This is a genomic window from Mesorhizobium sp. (assembly GCF_041661565.1).
GTDB lineage: Bacteria > Pseudomonadota > Alphaproteobacteria > Rhizobiales > Rhizobiaceae > Mesorhizobium.
The window spans coordinates 1-15,971 of record NZ_JBAZUD010000033.1 but is presented as its reverse complement, the minus strand read 5'-3'; the positions used below and the strand labels follow the sequence as shown (position 1 = coordinate 15,971).

At 65.2% G+C, this 15,971-nt stretch carries 15 protein-coding genes; 9 read left to right on the top strand and 6 right to left on the bottom strand.

Going from position 1 to position 15,971, the window contains the following annotated elements:
* Nucleotides 1-135: 135 nt before the first annotated feature.
* Nucleotides 136-888, bottom strand: a complete 753-nt coding sequence (locus tag WC739_RS08480; RefSeq protein ID WP_372952578.1) for a pseudouridine synthase — start codon at nucleotides 886-888, stop codon at nucleotides 136-138.
* Nucleotides 889-1,040: 152 nt separating this feature from the next.
* On the opposite strand from WC739_RS08480, the gene WC739_RS08475 reads away from it, so the two are divergent.
* Complete coding sequence (locus WC739_RS08475) at nucleotides 1,041-1,901, top strand: sulfotransferase (RefSeq protein WP_372952577.1); 861 nt, start codon at nucleotides 1,041-1,043, stop codon at nucleotides 1,899-1,901.
* A gap of 14 nt (nucleotides 1,902-1,915) precedes the next feature.
* Complete coding sequence (locus WC739_RS08470) at nucleotides 1,916-2,755, top strand: hypothetical protein (protein ID WP_372952576.1); 840 nt, start codon at nucleotides 1,916-1,918, stop codon at nucleotides 2,753-2,755.
* Nucleotides 2,756-2,776: 21 nt separating this feature from the next.
* Here WC739_RS08470 and WC739_RS08465 read toward each other — a convergent pair whose 3' ends face one another.
* Nucleotides 2,777-3,655 carry a cytochrome P450 gene (locus WC739_RS08465; RefSeq protein ID WP_372952575.1) on the bottom strand — a complete coding sequence of 293 codons (879 nt, stop codon included), beginning with the start codon at nucleotides 3,653-3,655 and terminating at the stop codon, nucleotides 2,777-2,779.
* A 377-nt stretch (nucleotides 3,656-4,032) separates the two neighbouring features.
* Here WC739_RS08465 and WC739_RS08460 point away from each other — a divergent pair, with 377 nt between their 5' ends.
* Nucleotides 4,033-5,094, top strand: coding sequence for a hypothetical protein (locus WC739_RS08460; RefSeq protein ID WP_372952574.1), 1,062 nt, complete (start codon nucleotides 4,033-4,035; stop codon nucleotides 5,092-5,094).
* 21 nt (nucleotides 5,095-5,115) lie between these two features.
* Here WC739_RS08460 and WC739_RS08455 read toward each other — a convergent pair whose 3' ends face one another.
* Nucleotides 5,116-5,964 carry a helix-turn-helix transcriptional regulator gene (locus tag WC739_RS08455; RefSeq protein WP_372952573.1) on the bottom strand — a complete coding sequence of 283 codons (849 nt, stop codon included), beginning with the start codon at nucleotides 5,962-5,964 and terminating at the stop codon, nucleotides 5,116-5,118.
* Between the two features lie 77 nt (nucleotides 5,965-6,041).
* On the opposite strand from WC739_RS08455, the gene WC739_RS08450 reads away from it, so the two are divergent.
* Nucleotides 6,042-6,932, top strand: coding sequence for an SDR family oxidoreductase (locus WC739_RS08450; protein WP_372952572.1), 891 nt, complete (start codon nucleotides 6,042-6,044; stop codon nucleotides 6,930-6,932).
* Between the two features lie 73 nt (nucleotides 6,933-7,005).
* On the opposite strand, the gene WC739_RS08445 is transcribed toward WC739_RS08450, so the two are convergent.
* Nucleotides 7,006-7,704, bottom strand: coding sequence for a RibD family protein (locus WC739_RS08445; RefSeq protein WP_372952571.1), 699 nt, complete (start codon nucleotides 7,702-7,704; stop codon nucleotides 7,006-7,008).
* A 221-nt stretch (nucleotides 7,705-7,925) separates the two neighbouring features.
* On the opposite strand from WC739_RS08445, the gene WC739_RS08440 reads away from it, so the two are divergent.
* The 4 genes from WC739_RS08440 to WC739_RS08425 all read left to right on the top strand — a co-directional run bounded on the left by WC739_RS08440 (nucleotide 7,926) and on the right by WC739_RS08425 (nucleotide 13,941).
* A complete protein-coding gene (locus WC739_RS08440) occupies nucleotides 7,926-9,851 on the top strand; it encodes a diguanylate cyclase (protein WP_372952570.1) in 1,926 nt (641 codons plus the stop codon).
* A gap of 292 nt (nucleotides 9,852-10,143) precedes the next feature.
* Nucleotides 10,144-11,091 (top strand): substrate-binding domain-containing protein, encoded by a 948-nt coding sequence (locus WC739_RS08435; protein ID WP_372952569.1) that lies wholly within the window; start codon nucleotides 10,144-10,146, stop codon nucleotides 11,089-11,091.
* A 244-nt stretch (nucleotides 11,092-11,335) separates the two neighbouring features.
* Complete coding sequence (locus WC739_RS08430; protein WP_372952568.1) at nucleotides 11,336-12,928, top strand: sugar ABC transporter ATP-binding protein; 1,593 nt, start codon at nucleotides 11,336-11,338, stop codon at nucleotides 12,926-12,928.
* A complete protein-coding gene (locus WC739_RS08425; RefSeq protein WP_372952567.1) occupies nucleotides 12,925-13,941 on the top strand; it encodes an ABC transporter permease in 1,017 nt (338 codons plus the stop codon). The genes WC739_RS08430 and WC739_RS08425 overlap by 4 nt, the downstream gene beginning before the upstream one ends.
* Nucleotides 13,942-14,166: 225 nt before the next feature.
* On the opposite strand, the gene WC739_RS08420 is transcribed toward WC739_RS08425, so the two are convergent.
* The gene (locus tag WC739_RS08420) at nucleotides 14,167-14,529 is read right to left on the bottom strand and encodes a hypothetical protein (RefSeq protein WP_372952566.1); all 363 of its coding nucleotides are present in this window, start codon (nucleotides 14,527-14,529) and stop codon (nucleotides 14,167-14,169) included.
* Nucleotides 14,530-14,706: 177 nt separating this feature from the next.
* On the opposite strand from WC739_RS08420, the gene WC739_RS08415 reads away from it, so the two are divergent.
* Nucleotides 14,707-15,009, top strand: a complete 303-nt coding sequence (locus tag WC739_RS08415; protein WP_372952565.1) for a hypothetical protein — start codon at nucleotides 14,707-14,709, stop codon at nucleotides 15,007-15,009.
* Nucleotides 15,010-15,249: 240 nt separating this feature from the next.
* On the opposite strand, the gene WC739_RS08410 is transcribed toward WC739_RS08415, so the two are convergent.
* On the bottom strand, nucleotides 15,250-15,954 hold the full coding sequence (locus tag WC739_RS08410; protein WP_372952606.1) for an XRE family transcriptional regulator: 705 nt from the start codon (nucleotides 15,952-15,954) through the stop codon (nucleotides 15,250-15,252).
* Nucleotides 15,955-15,971: the final 17 nt, after the last annotated feature.

The window sequence follows — 15,971 nt, the reverse complement described above, 5'->3', positions numbered from 1 at the left end:
CCCCGATCGAACCATAGGCGAGGGCTCCTGACAGCTTCCTGTCAGGAGGTTCGATCGGTGGGTGAAACAGTGGGTCGTGGAAGGCAATGGAGAATATGGCCGCGGCCGGATCGGGCCCCCGGGGAACATCGATGCTCAGGCCAGCAGCGCCAGTTCCTCTGGCGTCAGGTGCCTTGCCGAACCCTTGGCGAGGTCGCCGAGCGGCAGGCCGCCGATGGCGATGCGGATGAGGCGCAGCACGTCGATGTCGTGCGCCGCCAGCAGCCGGCGGATGTGGCGGTTGCGGCCCTCGTCCAGCACGATCTCCAGCCAGGCGGTGCGACCGCCGCTGCGCAGGAGTTCGATCGCATTTGACGTCAGCGTCTCGCCGTCGATGGTCGCGCCGGAGCGCAATTTTTCCAGCGTCGCCGCGTCGGGCACCGTGCCGACCTGCACGTGATAGGTCTTGGGCAGATGCGAGGCCGGGTCCAGCAGGCGGTTGGCGAAACGGGTGTCGTTGGTCATCAGCAGCAGGCCCTCGCTCGCCTTGTCGAGCCGGCCGACCGGCGAGACGAAGGGCAGGTCGAGCCCTTCCAGGCAGGCATAGACGGTGTCGCGTTGCTGCGGGTCGTCGCGGGTGGTGACCAGCCCGCGCGGCTTGTTGAGCATCAGGTAGACCTTGCGCTCGGCAACCACCGGCCGGTCGTCGACGACGATGCGGTCGCGGTCGGGATCGACGCGCAGCGCCGCGTCGCGCACCACCTTGCCGCCGACGCGCACGCGCCCCTCGGCGATCAGCAATTCGGCCTGCGTGCGCGAGCACAGGCCAAGCTTCGACAAGGCCCTGTTGAGGCTGACGGCCGGTGGCTTGATGGTGGCTTGCTTGCCTGTGTGTGGTCGTTTAGCCATGCTGTGGCGGATCAGTTTTTCCGTGAATTTCCAAACCAATGAATTCCGAGTTGTGTTCGCAAGGACGTGGAAGGATGCAACCGACCTTAGAGAGTCCGCACCAGCCCAGTACGATTTCAGCATAGAATCAAATTACTTTTGACAATGGACCCATGATCTCTTCACCGCTTCCCTTCAAACTGATTTTTGTCACAGGCTGCATGCGCAGCGGGACTTCGTTGTTGCATCGGCTTATCTCGACGTCACCGGATACCGGCGAGCGCGTGGCGCCAGCGCGCTACATTGCCGATTTCCTGTTGCTTTCCCGGTCCTACATGAACAGCGACAGCGCTTTCGCGACAGACTATTTCAGCTCGCGGGATCATCTCCTGGCGGCAACGAGCCAGTTTGTGAGGGAGCGTCTGACCGATGCCTGGCTCAGCTCGGGCAAGCCCGCATGTCTTGTGGTTCGAACGGTCGAGATATCGCCGATGATACCACTGGTGGCGGCTCTGCTGCCGGAAGCCAAATTCGCGGTGTCCGTCCGCGAGCCGAAGGATGTGATCGCCTCGATCCTCAAGGTCGGCGAAAAACAGCTGAAACTTGGCCGCGATACGCCCGCGACGCGGCGCGATGTTTCGAGCCTGGCGAGGACCTACAACCGATCCTACCTGGCTGTCTTCCGCGCGCAGCTTCGCGACGAGCAACTCAGGCACCGAATCGTCTTCGTGCGCTATGAAGAGGCGGCTGCCAATTCGGAGAAGGCACTCGAGGCCGTCTGGCGGCGTTTCGACCTGGCGCCGGGGGCAGCTGTACTCACCAACGATTCCCCCGTCAGGCCAAGTATCAAGGAGATCCTGGTTCACCGAGTATGGCGTTCCTATCGCACCGATCTGTCGGAGGCGCCGGTTTCAACACTTAGTGTCGGCAGCCACAAGAAAGCGCTGAAGACGTCTGAAGTCTGGACAGTGAACTGGAGATGCCGCTCCCTTCGCCGCGTCTTCGGGTATTCAGGAGCAGAGTCCGGGATATAAGGCCCGATACTGCATTGCGGGTGCGCCGCACCCGGGGAAATCAGCTTGAAATATATCACTATCGCCAATATGTCGACGAACGGGGTTTGGGGAGGACGAAGCGACTGGTGAAACCTGGGACGCAAGCAGCCGACGGTGTGCAATCCACCATCACGCCGATCCGCAATCTCGACGGGCGCGACCGCGAAGAGATGTTTTCACTTCACGAACGCTACTACGACGCGACCACGCGTGACACGTTCGAAAGGGATCTGTCTGAAAAGGATGCCGTTGTCATCATCCATCATTCGGGCAGGATCATAGGCTTCTCGACCTACGTTGTGCGGCAGATGAAGATTGGCTCGGAGACGGTCCATTACCTCTTCTCCGGCGACACCGTCCTTCATTCCGCGCGCTGGGGTGATCCCGTGCTGCTGCGGGGCTTTTTCCGGGCGGCCGGCGAAGCCAAGGCCAGCATCGAGGGCCGCCTGTTCTGGTTCTGCATCATCGGCGGGCACAGGACGTTCCGCATCCTGCCCAACTTCTTCCGAGAGTTCGTTCCGGCCATCGACAACGGCCCAGGTTCGACCGACCTTCTGACCATCCGCGACGTGATAGCAACGGCCCGCTACGGTCGCTTTTTCGACGCAGTAACGGGCCTGGTCGATTTCGGCCCATCGCAGGGGCACCTTCGACAGGAATGGGCTGATGTTGCAGAAACCGCTTCCCGCAACAGGTTTGCCGCCTTTTTCCTCAGGGCCAACCCCGAGTATTTCAGAGGTGTCGAACTGGCCTGCCTGGCTGAGTTCGATACCGGCAACTTGAAACGCTACGGCGCCGTCAGCTTTGCCGAGGGGCTCGGAGATGGGCCTTGATCGATGCCGCGACGTGCGGGATCAAGGCACCAGGCGAAGGGTCAGCGCCTTCAACCCGCGCATCGAGGAATTGTCCGCCCAGATCGCGGCAACCGGCTCGATGGTGGTCCAGCGATCGAGAGCGGCATTCAGCACCATCGTGCCTTCCATCTCGGCCAGAGCTCGGCCAATGCAGACATGGGCGCCACGGCCAAAGGCAAGGTTCTGCCTGCTCCCGCGGTGGAGGTCGAATCGTGATGGATCGGCGAACCGGTCCGGATCGCGATTGGCCGCGCCGACATGCAACACGATGGATTCGTCCCTTTCCACCTCACAATCGCCGATGGACATGCGTTCGAGCGGCCAACGGCAAATTTTCTGCACCGGGCTTTCCAGGCGCAGGGTTTCGGCCACCGCGCCCGGCACGAGCCGGCGATCGGCGCGCAGGGCCGACCACAAGGCCGGTTGGTTGGCGAGATGAAACAACATGTTGCCGATCAAATGGACCGTGGTCTCGTGGCCGGCGAACGCAAGCAGGGCGATGTTGCGCCCAGCGGTCGTCAATCCCAACGTTTCAACCAGCGCCGGCAATCCTCCAAGCAGCGGCGGCATGAGCCCATGTGCGAGCAGACCGCGCAAATGATCGATGAAGTAGGCGGACATCTCGTCGACCGCGTTTGGCTTTGTACCAAATGCATCGTCGTAGCCGGTATCGAGGATGGTGCTGACCGACGCAGACCAGTCACGGAGCAAAGGCATGTCCTTGTTCGGAACACCAATGAGACCGCAGATGACGCGCTCAGGTATGGCGCGCGCAAAAGCGGCGACCACATCGACGCTGCCAGCCAGATCTGGCGCGACGACCAGTTTTTCCACGGCCTGCGCGGCCATCGCCCGAATCGCAGCCATGCCGTTGTCCACGAAAGGTTGCTGCAAAGCCTGGCGAATGGCGCCATGGACGCTGCCTTCCCGGTAGATCAGCCAGTCGAGCAGCGCCGAATCCGCCAGCCTGTCATCGCCGCCGGGCGGCACATGCGACAGTCTGCGATCCGACAGGCAATCGGAAACCAGGTCGTATCTGGTGACGTAGACGTCGCCCCACGGGGATTTCCAAACAGGTCGCTGGCCGCGCATCTCATCATGCATTGCATGGTTATTCGCATTGCCGCTGAATGCTCCGGCCCGGACGCTGTTCCAGGCGCTGTCGCGCAGCTCGCCGGCAGAAGAAGTTTGCATCGTCTTGCAACCGTTTCGCGTTCAAAAACCGGGCGATCGTCCGGCGCTAAAACCAATTGATCATGGCGAAAACCAGCAGCCCAGGACCCATCTACTATCTCTGCCGTCGGCAACACGCTTACACGATTGGTGTGCTGCTTGGCTATTACAACCATGGCCTCGGCGATCTCATACGGATCATCCCCTACGAGCGGCTCAGTGATCTCAGCCTCATCGCGCCCGGCACCTTCATCTTCACTGACCTGGAGAGACTGACACCGGACGAACTTCTGACCGCGACCGCACTGCACAAGACGATCGCTTTGCAGGATGACAGCCTGTTGCTCCTTAACGATCCCGCTTCGGTGCCACGCCGTTTCGATCTGTTGAGGCGGCTGAAGGCGGCAGGCTTGAATGACTTCGACGTGCATCGGTTGGGAGAGCGCGGGGCGATCCGGCGGTTCCCCGTGTTCGTGCGTTGGGAGAACCAGCATGAGCCGCCACTGACAGGCCTGCTGGACAATGCCCAGGCTCTGGAGACGGCCATTGCCGCCCTGCCGGAGGCCACCCGCCGAAACCCTGACCTGATGATCGTGGAATATGGCACGGCGCCGGCGCCGGACGGCCGGTTTCGCAAATATTCCGCCTTCAAGGTCGGCGATGCCATCTATCCGCAGCACTGCTTCACGAGCCGCGGCTGGTACATCAAGTTTTCCGAAGCAATCCTGGGCGAGGCCGAGCGTGCCGAAAACCGAGCCTATGTCGAGGAGAACCCGCACGTCGCGCAGTTGGAGCGGATTTTCGAGCTGGCCGACATCGACTATGGCCGCATCGACTACGGCATTGTCGATGGGCGTGTGCAGACCTTCGAGATCAACAACAATCCAACCGTCATGTCGCGACCGCCCGGATGGGAGCCAGGCACTGACTACAGCCGCTATGCTGAGATGCACGCGCGGGCGCTGCGTACCATCCTGCGGCCCGCCGGCGGCCCACCCTTGCGGCTCGGCGACGGCACGATGAGCGTCGACGCCGTCCACGACGATGCCATGCGCGAGGTGCGGCGGCGGATCGCCAGGTTCTCGCGCAGCCGCCGGCTGCGATCGCTGAGACAGCGCCTGGCCCGCGCACTCGGTCTGGGCTGACGCGCCTCGGCGGGTGGCGGTTCAAGCGCCTTGCTGGCGAAGGCTCCGGCCCAGGGTGCGGATGCGGTCGGCGACCTTGCTGTCGACCGGGTTATAAACCATCAAGCCGAGGTCCGGCCGGCCGTCGACGGCGAAGGACGAATATTCCAGCTCGATGTCGCCCAGTTCCGGATGCTTCAGGCGCTTGGTCCCGTCGCCGTGGCTGAGCACGTCGTTTTCCTTCCACAGCGCGGCAAATTCGGGGCTGGCGCTGCAGAGTTCGTCGACCAGCTGGGCGACCTCGGAGACCGCGCCGGCGCGCGCCGCGTCGGCCCGAAACGTCCCCACAACGAACCGGGCGAGGGTCTCCCAATCGTGCTGCTTGGCGCGGATGACAGGGCTGCGGAACATGAAGCGCAGGATGTTGCGCTGGCCGGCGGGCAGGGTGCTGTAGTCGGTCAAAACGACCCGCGCGGCATCGTTCCAGGCGACGACGTCCCAGGTTGCCGTCTTGACCAGAGCGGGGCTGGCATCGAGCGTGTCTAGCAGGCGCTGCAGCCTGGGGCTGACGCCTTCGGCGCTGATGTAGCGGAGCTCCGGCGGGCGCCCCAGCCCCAGCATGAAGAGATGCTCGCGCTCCGGCTCGGTGAGCAGCAGGCCCTTGGCGATCCGGTTGAGCACGTCGGCCGAGGGCGCGCCGCCTCGGCCCTGTTCCAGCCATGTATACCAGGTCGGGCTGATGTTGGCGCGCTGCGCCACCTCCTCGCGGCGCAGCCCCGGTGTCCGGCGGCGCCCGGAAAAGCCGAACGAGGCGGGATCGAGCCTTGTGCGCCGGTCTTTCAGGAATGCCGCGAGTGTGCCGGCGGAACTGGTGGGTGTCCTGTTAGTCATTATACCATGATAAGGTCACTACTTTAATGGAATAATAGACCAACGATATTACGCAGGCAACTGTCAGGAGATTTTGCATGCGTATCTTTCTCACCGGCGCGACCGGCTTCATCGGCTCGGCCCTCGTCACCGAACTCATCCAGGCAGGCCATCAGGTGGTCGGCGTGACCCGTTCCGATGCCGGCGCCGAAGCGCTGGCTGCGGCGGGCGCCGAAGTGCACCGGGGAACACTCGAAGAGCCCGAAGGCCTGCGGGACGGCGCGGCCAAGGCGGAGGCCGTCATCCACACGGCGTTCGACCATGATTTCTCGCGCTTTGTCGAGAATTGCGAAAAGGACAAGCGTGTCATCGCGGCGCTCGGCCAGGCACTGGCCGGCTCCGACCGGCCGCTGGTGATCACTTCCGGCGTCGGCATCGGCAGCCCCGGACATGGCGAGCTTGCCAGCGAGGATGTCTTCAATCCCAGCCATCCCAATCCGCGCATCGCCTCCGAGCTGGCCGGCAACGCCTTGCTGGAAGCCGGCGTCAACGTGTCGGTGGTGCGGCTGCCGCAGGTCCACAACACGGTCAAGCAGGGGCTCATCACGCCACTGATCGAGATCGCGCGGCAGAAGGGTGTCTCGGCCTATGTCGGCGAAGGCCGCAACCGCTTCTCGGCGGGGCATCTGCTGGACGCGGCGCGGCTGTTCCGGCTCGCCGTGGAAAAGCGCCAGCCCGGCGCGCGCTATCACGCGGTCGGCGAGGAAGGTGTCGAGGTGCGGGCGATCGCCGAGGCGCTTGGCCGCGGCCTGAAACTGCCGGTGGTTTCGATCGCTCCGGAACAGGCGGCGGAGCATTTCGGCTGGATGGCGATGTTCGCCCCGATGGACCTGCCGGCCTCCAGCAAGCTGACGCAGGAGCGGCTCGGCTGGCACCCGACCGGTCCGACGCTGATCGCCGATCTGGATGCGATGAACTACGACGCTTGAAGGACCGGGCATAAGCGCCTCGCCAAGCCGCCAATCCTGGACAGCCGGGTTGGCGGCTGCCTGCGTGCGGCGGTCAGGCTGCCGTTACGGCGTAGCGCAGGTGGACGAGACCATGCTCCAGCGCTTCGCAGCTCTTCAGCGACAATTGCATCCTGCCCGCCAGGCCGCTCTCGCCGAACTCGACGAAGCCCTGGTTGCCGGCCCGGCCATCGATCGCGGGTGCGACGAGAAGGCTGAGCTCATCGACAAGGCCGGCTGCGAAGAAGGAGCCGTTGATTCCGGCGCCGCCTTCCAGCAGCAGCCGGCGGATGCCCAGTTCGCGGCCGAGCACGTCGAGCATGGCGGCGAGGTCGATCTCGGCCGTCTCCGCCACGATGTAGGACACGCCATCGGCGGCAAGCTCGGCCAAATGGCTGTCGGCGACATCGCGGCCGAGCAAAACCACAACATGATCGCCGCCTATGTCGGGCTTGGAAAAGTGGACCTTGCCCGAGGCATCGAGCGCGATGGCATAGGGACCGGCGTCGCGCCGCGCGAAATGATGGGGGCGGTCGACCTTGCCGGCTTGGGCCGGCGCATGCGCCCCCGCCTTGCTCATCTCGGCCATGGTGACGCGCCCGACGATCCAGGCGTCGCCCGCCAGGTCACCATGAACCCGCTCATAGAGGCTCGACCACTCGGCCTTGCCGCCATCGGGGCTCGTGGTGAAGCGGCTGGGGTGGAGGCCGCCGTCGAGCGACGCTAGCATATGGCAGATGACATATGGCTTCATGGAAGTCTCCACTTGGGGAAGAAGTCAGGTGTCCAAGCTAGGGCGGAGCCGCGACATGTGAAGGTGTTGCGAGCGGGCAGGCGAGAGCGGCAATCGGTCCGACAACGCATTTCGTCCGAAATCGAACAATTAAATTCCGCCCCGTAACGCTTTGTTTCCTTGCCTGCAGGTATCCACATGGGTCGCGTCGAAAATGGTCGACGCATGAAGGACGCTGTAGCATGGGGTCGCCCTGGTCCGAGTTGTTGGCAAACCTTGCCGTCGTGGCGATGTTCGTCTCGGTCTGGATCCACACCCATGTGTGGCTGGACCGCATGGCCGCCTTGACGCGTGCGACGGCTTTCGGCCTGCTGATGGGCGTGGGCGCGGTCATCCTGATGCTGACGCCGATGCAATTGCAGCCAGGGATCCTGGTCGACCTGCGCGGCACGATGATCACGCTGGCCGGCTTCTTCGGCGGCCCGCTCGCGGGCGTGCTGGCCGGGCTGATGGCGGTCGCCTATCGTTCGTATGAAGGCGGCATCGGCGCGTTCGCGGGCGCGGTGGGGATCGGCATTGCGACGACCATCGGGATTGCCGGCTATCTCGCGCTGAACGGCCGTGCTCCCGAGCGCCTCGATATATTGAAGCTGGCGGCGGCAGCCGGCGCCGCTTCGCTGCTGGGGCTGCTGGCCCTGCCATGGGATGTCATGCAAGCGGTCCTGCCACGCGTGGCGCTGCCGTCGCCGCTGCTGGTCTTCCTGTCGATCATGCTCTCGGGGCTTACTCTCTACCAGGAGCGGCGCCGTATCGACGCCTTGCAGTCGCGACGCATCTACAAGGCGGTCGTCGAGGCGCTGCCCGACTGCCTCAACGTCAAGGATCTCGACGGCCGCTTCATCGCCGCCAATCCGGCAACGGCGGAATTGATGCGGGCCGGCGATACCAAGGCCCTGATCGGCAAGACGGATTTCGATTTCTATCCGCGCGCGACAGCCGTCAAATTCAGGCAGGACGAACTGGCGATCCTCAAGGCCGGCGTGCCGTCGACGATCGAGCAAAGGCTCGAACATGAAGGCGGCGGCCTTGGCTGGCTTTCGACGCTGAAGGCGCCGCTGACCGACCGGGCCGGCAACATCATCGGCCTGATCACGCATAACCGCGACATCACCGCGCGCCGGCAACTGGAGACCGAACTGGCCGAAAGCCGGGTCCGGTTGACGGAGGCCCTGACCCACATGGCCGACGGGCTGGTCATGTTCGACGCCGAGGGCAAGCTTACGCTTTGCAACGACCAATACCGACAGATGTTTCCGCGCACCGCCGACCTGCGGGTCCCCGGCGCCGACTACCGAGACATCCTGCGCCAGTCGGTCGAGCGGGGCGAGGAGATCGTGCCGGAGGACAAGGTCGAGGCGTGGATCGAAGGGATCGTCGGCTCGCGCAAGACGGCGAGCAACCGGGAGATAAGGCTGGCCGATGGGCGCTGGCTGGACATCCGGACCAGGCCGACCGCCGATGGCGGCAGCCTCAGCGTGTTTTCCGACATCACCGCCGCCAAGCAGGCACAGGCCGAATTGATGGCCGCCAACGCGGCGCTTAACCTCCTGGCGCACAGCGACGGCCTGACCGGGCTGCTGACGCGGCGCGCCTTCGACGAAGCGCTGGCGCGCGAATTCTCGCGCAGCCAGCGCGCCGGCCAGCCGCTTGCGCTGCTGCTCATCGATGTCGACTGGTTCAAGCGGTTCAACGACCATTACGGCCATCCGGAAGGCGACGAATGCCTGCGCGCCGTCAGCCGCTGCATCCAGGCGACCGCCCGGCGGCCGGCCGACGCGGCGGCCCGCTACGGTGGCGAGGAGTTCGCCGTCATCCTGCCCGACACCGATGCGGGCGGCGCCTTCGTCATCGCGGAAAATCTCAGGCGCAAGGTGCATGACCTCGGGCTGGCGCATGCCGGAAGCGAGAAAGGCATCGTCACCGTCAGCATCGGGGCGGCGACCTTCGATCCGGGCCGGGCGCCGATCGAGATCGCCGACCTGCTCAGGCGCGCCGACGAAGCGCTCTACGGCGCCAAGGCCGCGGGCCGCGACCGGGTGCATGGCTGGCGGCCCTACGACGTAGCGCGGCAGGCGCCGGCAACGCCGATTAAGCGCCAGGGCAAGTGAGCGGCCGGCATGGCTTGCCGCCGTGCCCCCTTTTGGCCGGCCATATCCAAAACTCGGACAATTCCGATAATTCGCCGGGCGGTTCCCATTGAATGTTGCGTAGACGGCTGACCGTGGGTTAGCATCCCGTCGCTGATGCCGGCGGGAGGTCGTTTTTTGCAACTGACATCAGCTGGAGCGGCGCGCCCATTCGGGCGATGGAGGGTGCTCCAACACTTTGAACCGGCGCATGATGCTTTCCCAAGGCCGATCCCGGTTCTGGGGATCATGCGTCTCTGTGGAGGAGGATCCTATGAACAGACGTGAATTCCTGCTGTCATCCGCGGCATTCGGCGCCATGATGCTGGCCGCGCCATCGGTGTTTGCGCAGGACAAGCTGACCATCCTTGGCTCGGTGCCCAATCTCGGCTTTCCGTTCTTCGTGCACATGCTGAACGAGATCAAGGCCGAAGCGGCGACGCAAGGCGTCAACCTGACCGAGAGCGACGGCCAGAACTCGGCCACCAAGCAGACCGCCGACATCGAGGCGGCCCTGGTGCAGAAGGTCAACGCCATCGTCATCTCGCCGCTCGACGTCAACGCGCTGGCGCCGGCGATCGAGGAAGCGGTGAAGGCCGGCGTGCCGGTGGTGACGATCGACCGCCGCGTCGACGGCGTCGAGGGCATCCTCGCCCATGTCGGCGCCGACAATGTCAAGGGCGGCGAGGCGGAAGCCCAGGCCGTGGTGGCGGCGTTCCCCAACGGCGCCAAGCTGTTCCACCTGCAGGGCCAGCCGGGCGCCGGTCCGGCCATCGACCGCAACAAGGGCGTGCACAATGTGCTCGATCCGCTGAAGGACAAGTACCAGATCATCTTCGAGCAGACCGCCAACTTCGCCCGCGCCGAAGCGCTGTCGGTGACCGAGGCCGGCCTGGCCGCCAATGGCAAGCCGGACGCCATCATCTGCGCCAATGACGACATGGCGCTGGGCGCCATGGAGGCGTGCGCCGCCCGCAACTTCACCGACGTCAAGATCTATGGCTTCGACGCGCTTCCCGAGGCGCTGGTGGCGGTTCGCGACGGCAAGCTCGCCGGCACGGTCGAGCAGTTCCCCGGCCAGCAGTCGCGCACTGCCGTGCAGATCGCGGTCGCCTACGCCAAGGACAAGACCGAGCCAAAGGAGAAACTGGTGCTGCTGACGCCGATCGTCATCGGCAAGGACAATCTCGACAAGGCGGAGAGGCTGAGCGAGACGAAGTAGGGCGAGGGTCGGCCGCCGATTGGAGAAGCCGGCGGGACAGCACCCCCCTCTGTCCTGCCGGACATCTCCCCCGCAAGGGGGGAGATCAGCCGCGTCATTTTTAGCGCCTTTCTTGCAGCGTTGAAGAACTGGCGAAACAGAGCAGCAGCCAATCTCCCCCCTTGCGGGGGAGATGTCCGGCAGGACAGAGGGGGGTGCGCAAGCGCTGACGGGGCCCGGATGAACTTCACTGAGGAAGCAATCATTGGCTGAAGCCGCATCGCCATCGCCCGTCCTGCTTGCCGTCGAGGGCGTCACCAAGCATTTCTCGGGGGTCAGGGCGCTGGCCGACGTCTCGCTCGACATCCGCCCCGGCGAGATTCTCGGCCTGCTTGGCGAGAACGGCGCGGGAAAATCGACGCTGCTCAAGATCCTGTCCGGCGTCATGCCGCCGTCGAGCGGGCGCATCCTCTTCGACGGCGCCGAGTACGCGCCGGCGAGCCCGCAGGATGCCAAGCGGCTCGGCATCGTCACCATCTACCAGGAACTCAGCTTGATCCCGACGCTGACGGTGGCGGAGAACATCTTCATCGGCCGTGCGCCGACCGGTCCGCTCGGGCTGGTGAGCTGGAAGCGGATGGAGCGCGAGTCCCGCGACATCATCGCCCGCGTCGGCCTTTCCATCGACCCGATGACGCCGGTTTCGGCGCTGTCGGTGGCCGAGCAGCAACTGGTCGAGATTGCCCGCGCCCTGTCGCTGAAGAGCCGGCTGATCATCATGGACGAGCCGACCTCGGCGCTGACCGAGACCGAGGTGCAGCGCCTGCTGTCGATCATGGACCGGCTGCGCCAGGACAAGGTCGCCATCATGTTCGTCACCCACCGGCTGGAGGAGGCCGCCGCCATCTGCGACCGCATGACGGTGCTGCGCGACGGCCGCCTGGCCGGGCATCTCGACCGTGAGGGCGGGCCGATCCAATTGCCGCGGATCATCGAGAAGATGGTCGGCCGCGCGGCGTCCGAACTCTATGCGCGGCCGGCGCTGCGCGCGGTGGCCGGCGATGTCGTGCTGTCGGTGCGCGGCCTGCGCACCGTGCGCGACCCCGAGGCGCCGCATGCCATCGTGCTCGACGGCGTCGACATCGACCTCAAGGCCGGCGAGATCCTCGGCGTCGCCGGGCTCGTCGGCTCCGGCCGCACGGAGCTGGCGCGCGCCATTTTCGGCGCCGACCGCATCGCGGCCGGCACCATCACGCTCGACGGCAAGCCGATCGCGCCGGCCTCGCCCGCCGACGCCATCGCGCTCGGCATCGGCCTGGTGCCGGAGGACCGCAAGCACCAGGCGATCTTTGCCGCTTTGGGCATCCTGCCCAATTTCTCCGTCGCCTCGCTTGGCCGTTTCAGCAACGGCTTCGGCGTCATGGCCGAGCGCCGCGAGCGCGACGCGCTGTCGGGTTTCAGGAAGATGCTGTCGATCCGCATGGCCTCGCCCGAACAGGCGATCGAGGGCCTGTCGGGCGGCAATCAGCAGAAGGTGATCCTGGCGCGCTGGCTGGCGCGCGATCCCAAGGTGCTGATCGTCGACGAGCCGACGCGCGGCGTCGATGTCGGCGCCAAGGCGGAAGTGCACCAGATCCTGGTGCAGCTGGCGGCGCGCGGCATCGCGGTGATGATGATCTCGTCCGAGCTGCCCGAGGTGCTGGCCGTCTCCGACCGCATCGTCACCATGCGGCGCGGCCGCATCACCGGCGAGATGCCGGGCGTCGAGGCAAACGAGGAGAGACTGATGGAACTGATGGCGCTCGACAGGAAGCCGCAGGGCGAGGGCATTTCGCAGTACGAAGGGCAGGCACGATGAGCGTGGCGGGCGAACAGAACCAGCGTGGCGGCATCAATTTCGCGCGGCTTTTGATGAGTTTCGGGCCTTTGCTGTTCCTGGTGGCGCTGGTCGTCGTCTTCACCGTGCTGAAGCCGAGCTTCATGGACCCGATCAATCTGTTCAACATCACGCGGCAGATCTCGATCACCGGGCTGATCGCGCTGGGCATGACCTTCGTCATCCTGACCGCCGGCATCGACCTTTCGGTCGGCTCGCTGCTGGCCTTCTGCGGCATGGTCGCCGCCGTCGTCGCCAAGGGGGGCGCGGCCAACACGCTGTCGCTGTCGACCTCGGGCACGCAGGGCTATGGCTGGTTCGCGGCGCTGCTGGCCGCGGTGGTGGTGGGGGCCGCCGCCGGCGGCGTGCAGGGGCTTGTCATCACCAGGCTGAAAGTGCCGCCCTTCGTCGTCACGCTGGGCGGGCTGACGGTGTTTCGCGGGCTGACGCTGACCATCTCCAATGGCGGGCCCATCTCGGGCTTCGATGCCTCGATGCGCTGGTTCGGCACCGGGCTGATCGGCCCCGTGCCGGTGCCGGCGATCATCTTCGCCATTGCCGCGGTGCTGTGCCACATCGTGCTGCGCTACACCCGCTATGGCCGCGCCGTCTATGCGGTGGGCGGCAATGCCGAGGCGGCGCGGCTGTCTGGCCTGCGCGTCGACCGCATCCTGGTCTCGGTCTATGTCATCGTCGGCTTCTTCGCCGGGCTCGCCGCCTTCGTGCTGTCGGCGCGGCTCAACTCGTCGGAGGCCGTCGCCGGCATCGGCTACGAGCTGACGGTCATTTCGGCCGTGGTCATTGGCGGCACCTCGCTGTTCGGCGGCATCGGCTCGGTCGGCGGCACCGTGGTCGGCGCTGCCCTGATCGGCGTGCTGCAGAACGGGCTGCAGTTCAACAACGTGTCGTCCTACACGCAAAGCATCGTCATCGGCCTGATCCTGATCCTGGCTGTGGCGTTCGACCGCTGGCTGAAGTCGCGGGTCAGACGGTGAGCGCTTGGCATGGGGGTGATCCCTTCTCCCCTTGCGGGAGAAGGTGGCCGAGCAAAGCTCGGTCGGATGAGGGGTGTTCCAGCTTGGCAGACGCTTTGAAAAAGAAGAAGTGCTGACGTCTCATTTCTTCCAACACCCCTCATCCGTCTCGGCGCCAGGGCGCCGATCCACCTTCTCCCGCAAGGGGAGAAGGCTATGCCGGCGCTGGCCCCAAACCCATGTGAATCACGCAGCCTGGAGCGCCCCGAGGCGGTGGCCGTAACGACGGAAGAATCGCGCGACAAGGCGTTGCTGCCTGGCCTTGGCCAGGTCGGCCAGGCGCCGCTCCTGCCTCCAGCGCGGCATGTTGCGCCAAAAGGCGATGAAACGGGCGGCATCCTCGATGGCTTCCTCCGCCGACAGCGCCGGAGCGATCGCCGCAAGGAACAGCAGTTCCGACTGCTTGAGCGTGTCGATGACCGCCTTGCGCCTGGCATGATCCTGCCGGGCGCGCGCTATGCCGCTGTTGCGGATCGCCGCGAAGGCTTCGAGCAAGGCAGGGCTGTCGCCGCTGTAACCGCAGGCGCGGGCGAAATCGGCGGCGTCCATCCATGCTCCCGGTCGGCGATGTCGGCCGGAGCCGACTCATATGCTTGAGTTTATAGAAGCATAACTCAAAAATTGACAGAAGGGAAACTTTTGCTGGAGTCGGGAAAGCGCGACTCGACTCTGGCGATGAAAAGCCTGAATATGCGAACAAATCAGGAACGAAAGGCAGGGACGGCGATGGCGTTGCCGGGCAAGGAACCAGTGATCGCGCAGGTCGCCTCGATCTCGGTCGAGTGCGGCGATTGCGGCCGCAACCGGTGGTGGCGTCCCGACCAGCTGAAGCGGTTCGGGGTGAACGGCAACACGCCGCTGTCGGCCTTGTCGGGCCGCATCGTCTGCTCGGCCTGCCGCGCCGAAGGGCTGCCCGGCGCGACGATCGCGATCCAGGCGGCGTTCATCGACGACCGCCAGCGCCTTCGCAACGAAGCGCGGATGCTGAATGATCGGGAGGTGTCGCCGGAGGGAGCGCGACGGGCTTGAGGGAGGGAGGGGCGGTCTTGCCTTCTCCCCTTGCGGGAGAAGGTGGATTGGCGCGTAGCGCCAAGACGGATGAGGGGTGTTCCAGGGAACGCCGGCGTCTCACGCGGTGCATCTTGAGGTGATTCAACGAGGTGAAAGGCGCGAGTTCTTCTGCGCCTCATTCCTTCCAGCACCCCTCAACCGTCTCGGCGCTGGCGCGCCGATCCACCTTCTCCCGCAGGGGGAGAAGGGAGAAGGGCCTCAATACCCCAGCAGTTCCTTCAGTGGAATCACCCGCCAGACATGCTTGATGGCGTAGCGGTTGAAGGTCAGCGTCTTGGGTGGATTGTACTGCTCGACCACCAGCTCACCCGCCGTGCGCTTGACCAGCTTCTTGATGAAGGCCTTGCCGTTCTTTTCGTTTTCTTCCGGAAAGATCTCGATCACCACATGGTCGCCGGGCACGGCGTCGCGGCCGCCGCAATAGATCAGGTCGCCGGGCTCGTAGCGCGGCACCATGGAATCCGACAGCACATGCAGCGCGAAAACCTTCGGCAGGTTGCGCACGCCCGGGGGGCGCTGGACGTAGCCCGCCGGCTCGCCGTTGAAGGTGAAGTCGCCGTCATCGCCGCCGACTGCGGCGCCCAGCACCTCGATGTCCATCGATCCGGCGGGCAGGGGGCCTGAGTCGGTGACGATCTCGGCGTCGGCCACCGGGCCGGCATCATCGAGGAAGACGACCTGCCCCTGGCCCAGCGCCACCGGATCGACGCGCAGGAAGGCGGCGGTCTTCAGCAGGTTCTCGGTCTTGGGCAGGTTGCGGCCGGTTTCCCAATTGCCGACGGCGGCGACGTCGGTGTCGTTGTGCTCGGCAATGTGGCGCATGACCAGGCCGCGCTGCTTGCGCGCCTGGCGGATCGCCGCACCGACCTTGATCGACAGTTCCGTTCTTGCCATGGCGCCCATGTGAGCGATGAAAGCGG

Bases quoted from the DNA above. Each gene is read 5' to 3' on its own strand.
- WC739_RS08445 (WP_372952571.1), bottom strand. From the start codon at position 7,704: ATGAAGCCATATGTCATCTGCCATATGCTAGCGTCGCTCGACGGCGGC.
- WC739_RS08480 (WP_372952578.1), bottom strand. From the start codon at position 888: ATGGCTAAACGACCACACACAGGCAAGCAAGCCACCATCAAGCCACCG.
- WC739_RS08440 (WP_372952570.1), top strand. From the start codon at position 7,926: ATGGGGTCGCCCTGGTCCGAGTTGTTGGCAAACCTTGCCGTCGTGGCG.
- WC739_RS08420 (WP_372952566.1), bottom strand. From the start codon at position 14,529: ATGGACGCCGCCGATTTCGCCCGCGCCTGCGGTTACAGCGGCGACAGC.
- WC739_RS08435 (WP_372952569.1), top strand. From the start codon at position 10,144: ATGAACAGACGTGAATTCCTGCTGTCATCCGCGGCATTCGGCGCCATG.
- WC739_RS08450 (WP_372952572.1), top strand. From the start codon at position 6,042: ATGCGTATCTTTCTCACCGGCGCGACCGGCTTCATCGGCTCGGCCCTC.
- WC739_RS08425 (WP_372952567.1), top strand. From the start codon at position 12,925: ATGAGCGTGGCGGGCGAACAGAACCAGCGTGGCGGCATCAATTTCGCG.
- WC739_RS08475 (WP_372952577.1), top strand. From the start codon at position 1,041: ATGATCTCTTCACCGCTTCCCTTCAAACTGATTTTTGTCACAGGCTGC.
- WC739_RS08460 (WP_372952574.1), top strand. From the start codon at position 4,033: ATGGCGAAAACCAGCAGCCCAGGACCCATCTACTATCTCTGCCGTCGG.
- WC739_RS08455 (WP_372952573.1), bottom strand. From the start codon at position 5,964: ATGACTAACAGGACACCCACCAGTTCCGCCGGCACACTCGCGGCATTC.
- WC739_RS08410 (WP_372952606.1), bottom strand. From the start codon at position 15,954: ATGGGCGCCATGGCAAGAACGGAACTGTCGATCAAGGTCGGTGCGGCG.
- WC739_RS08415 (WP_372952565.1), top strand. From the start codon at position 14,707: ATGGCGTTGCCGGGCAAGGAACCAGTGATCGCGCAGGTCGCCTCGATC.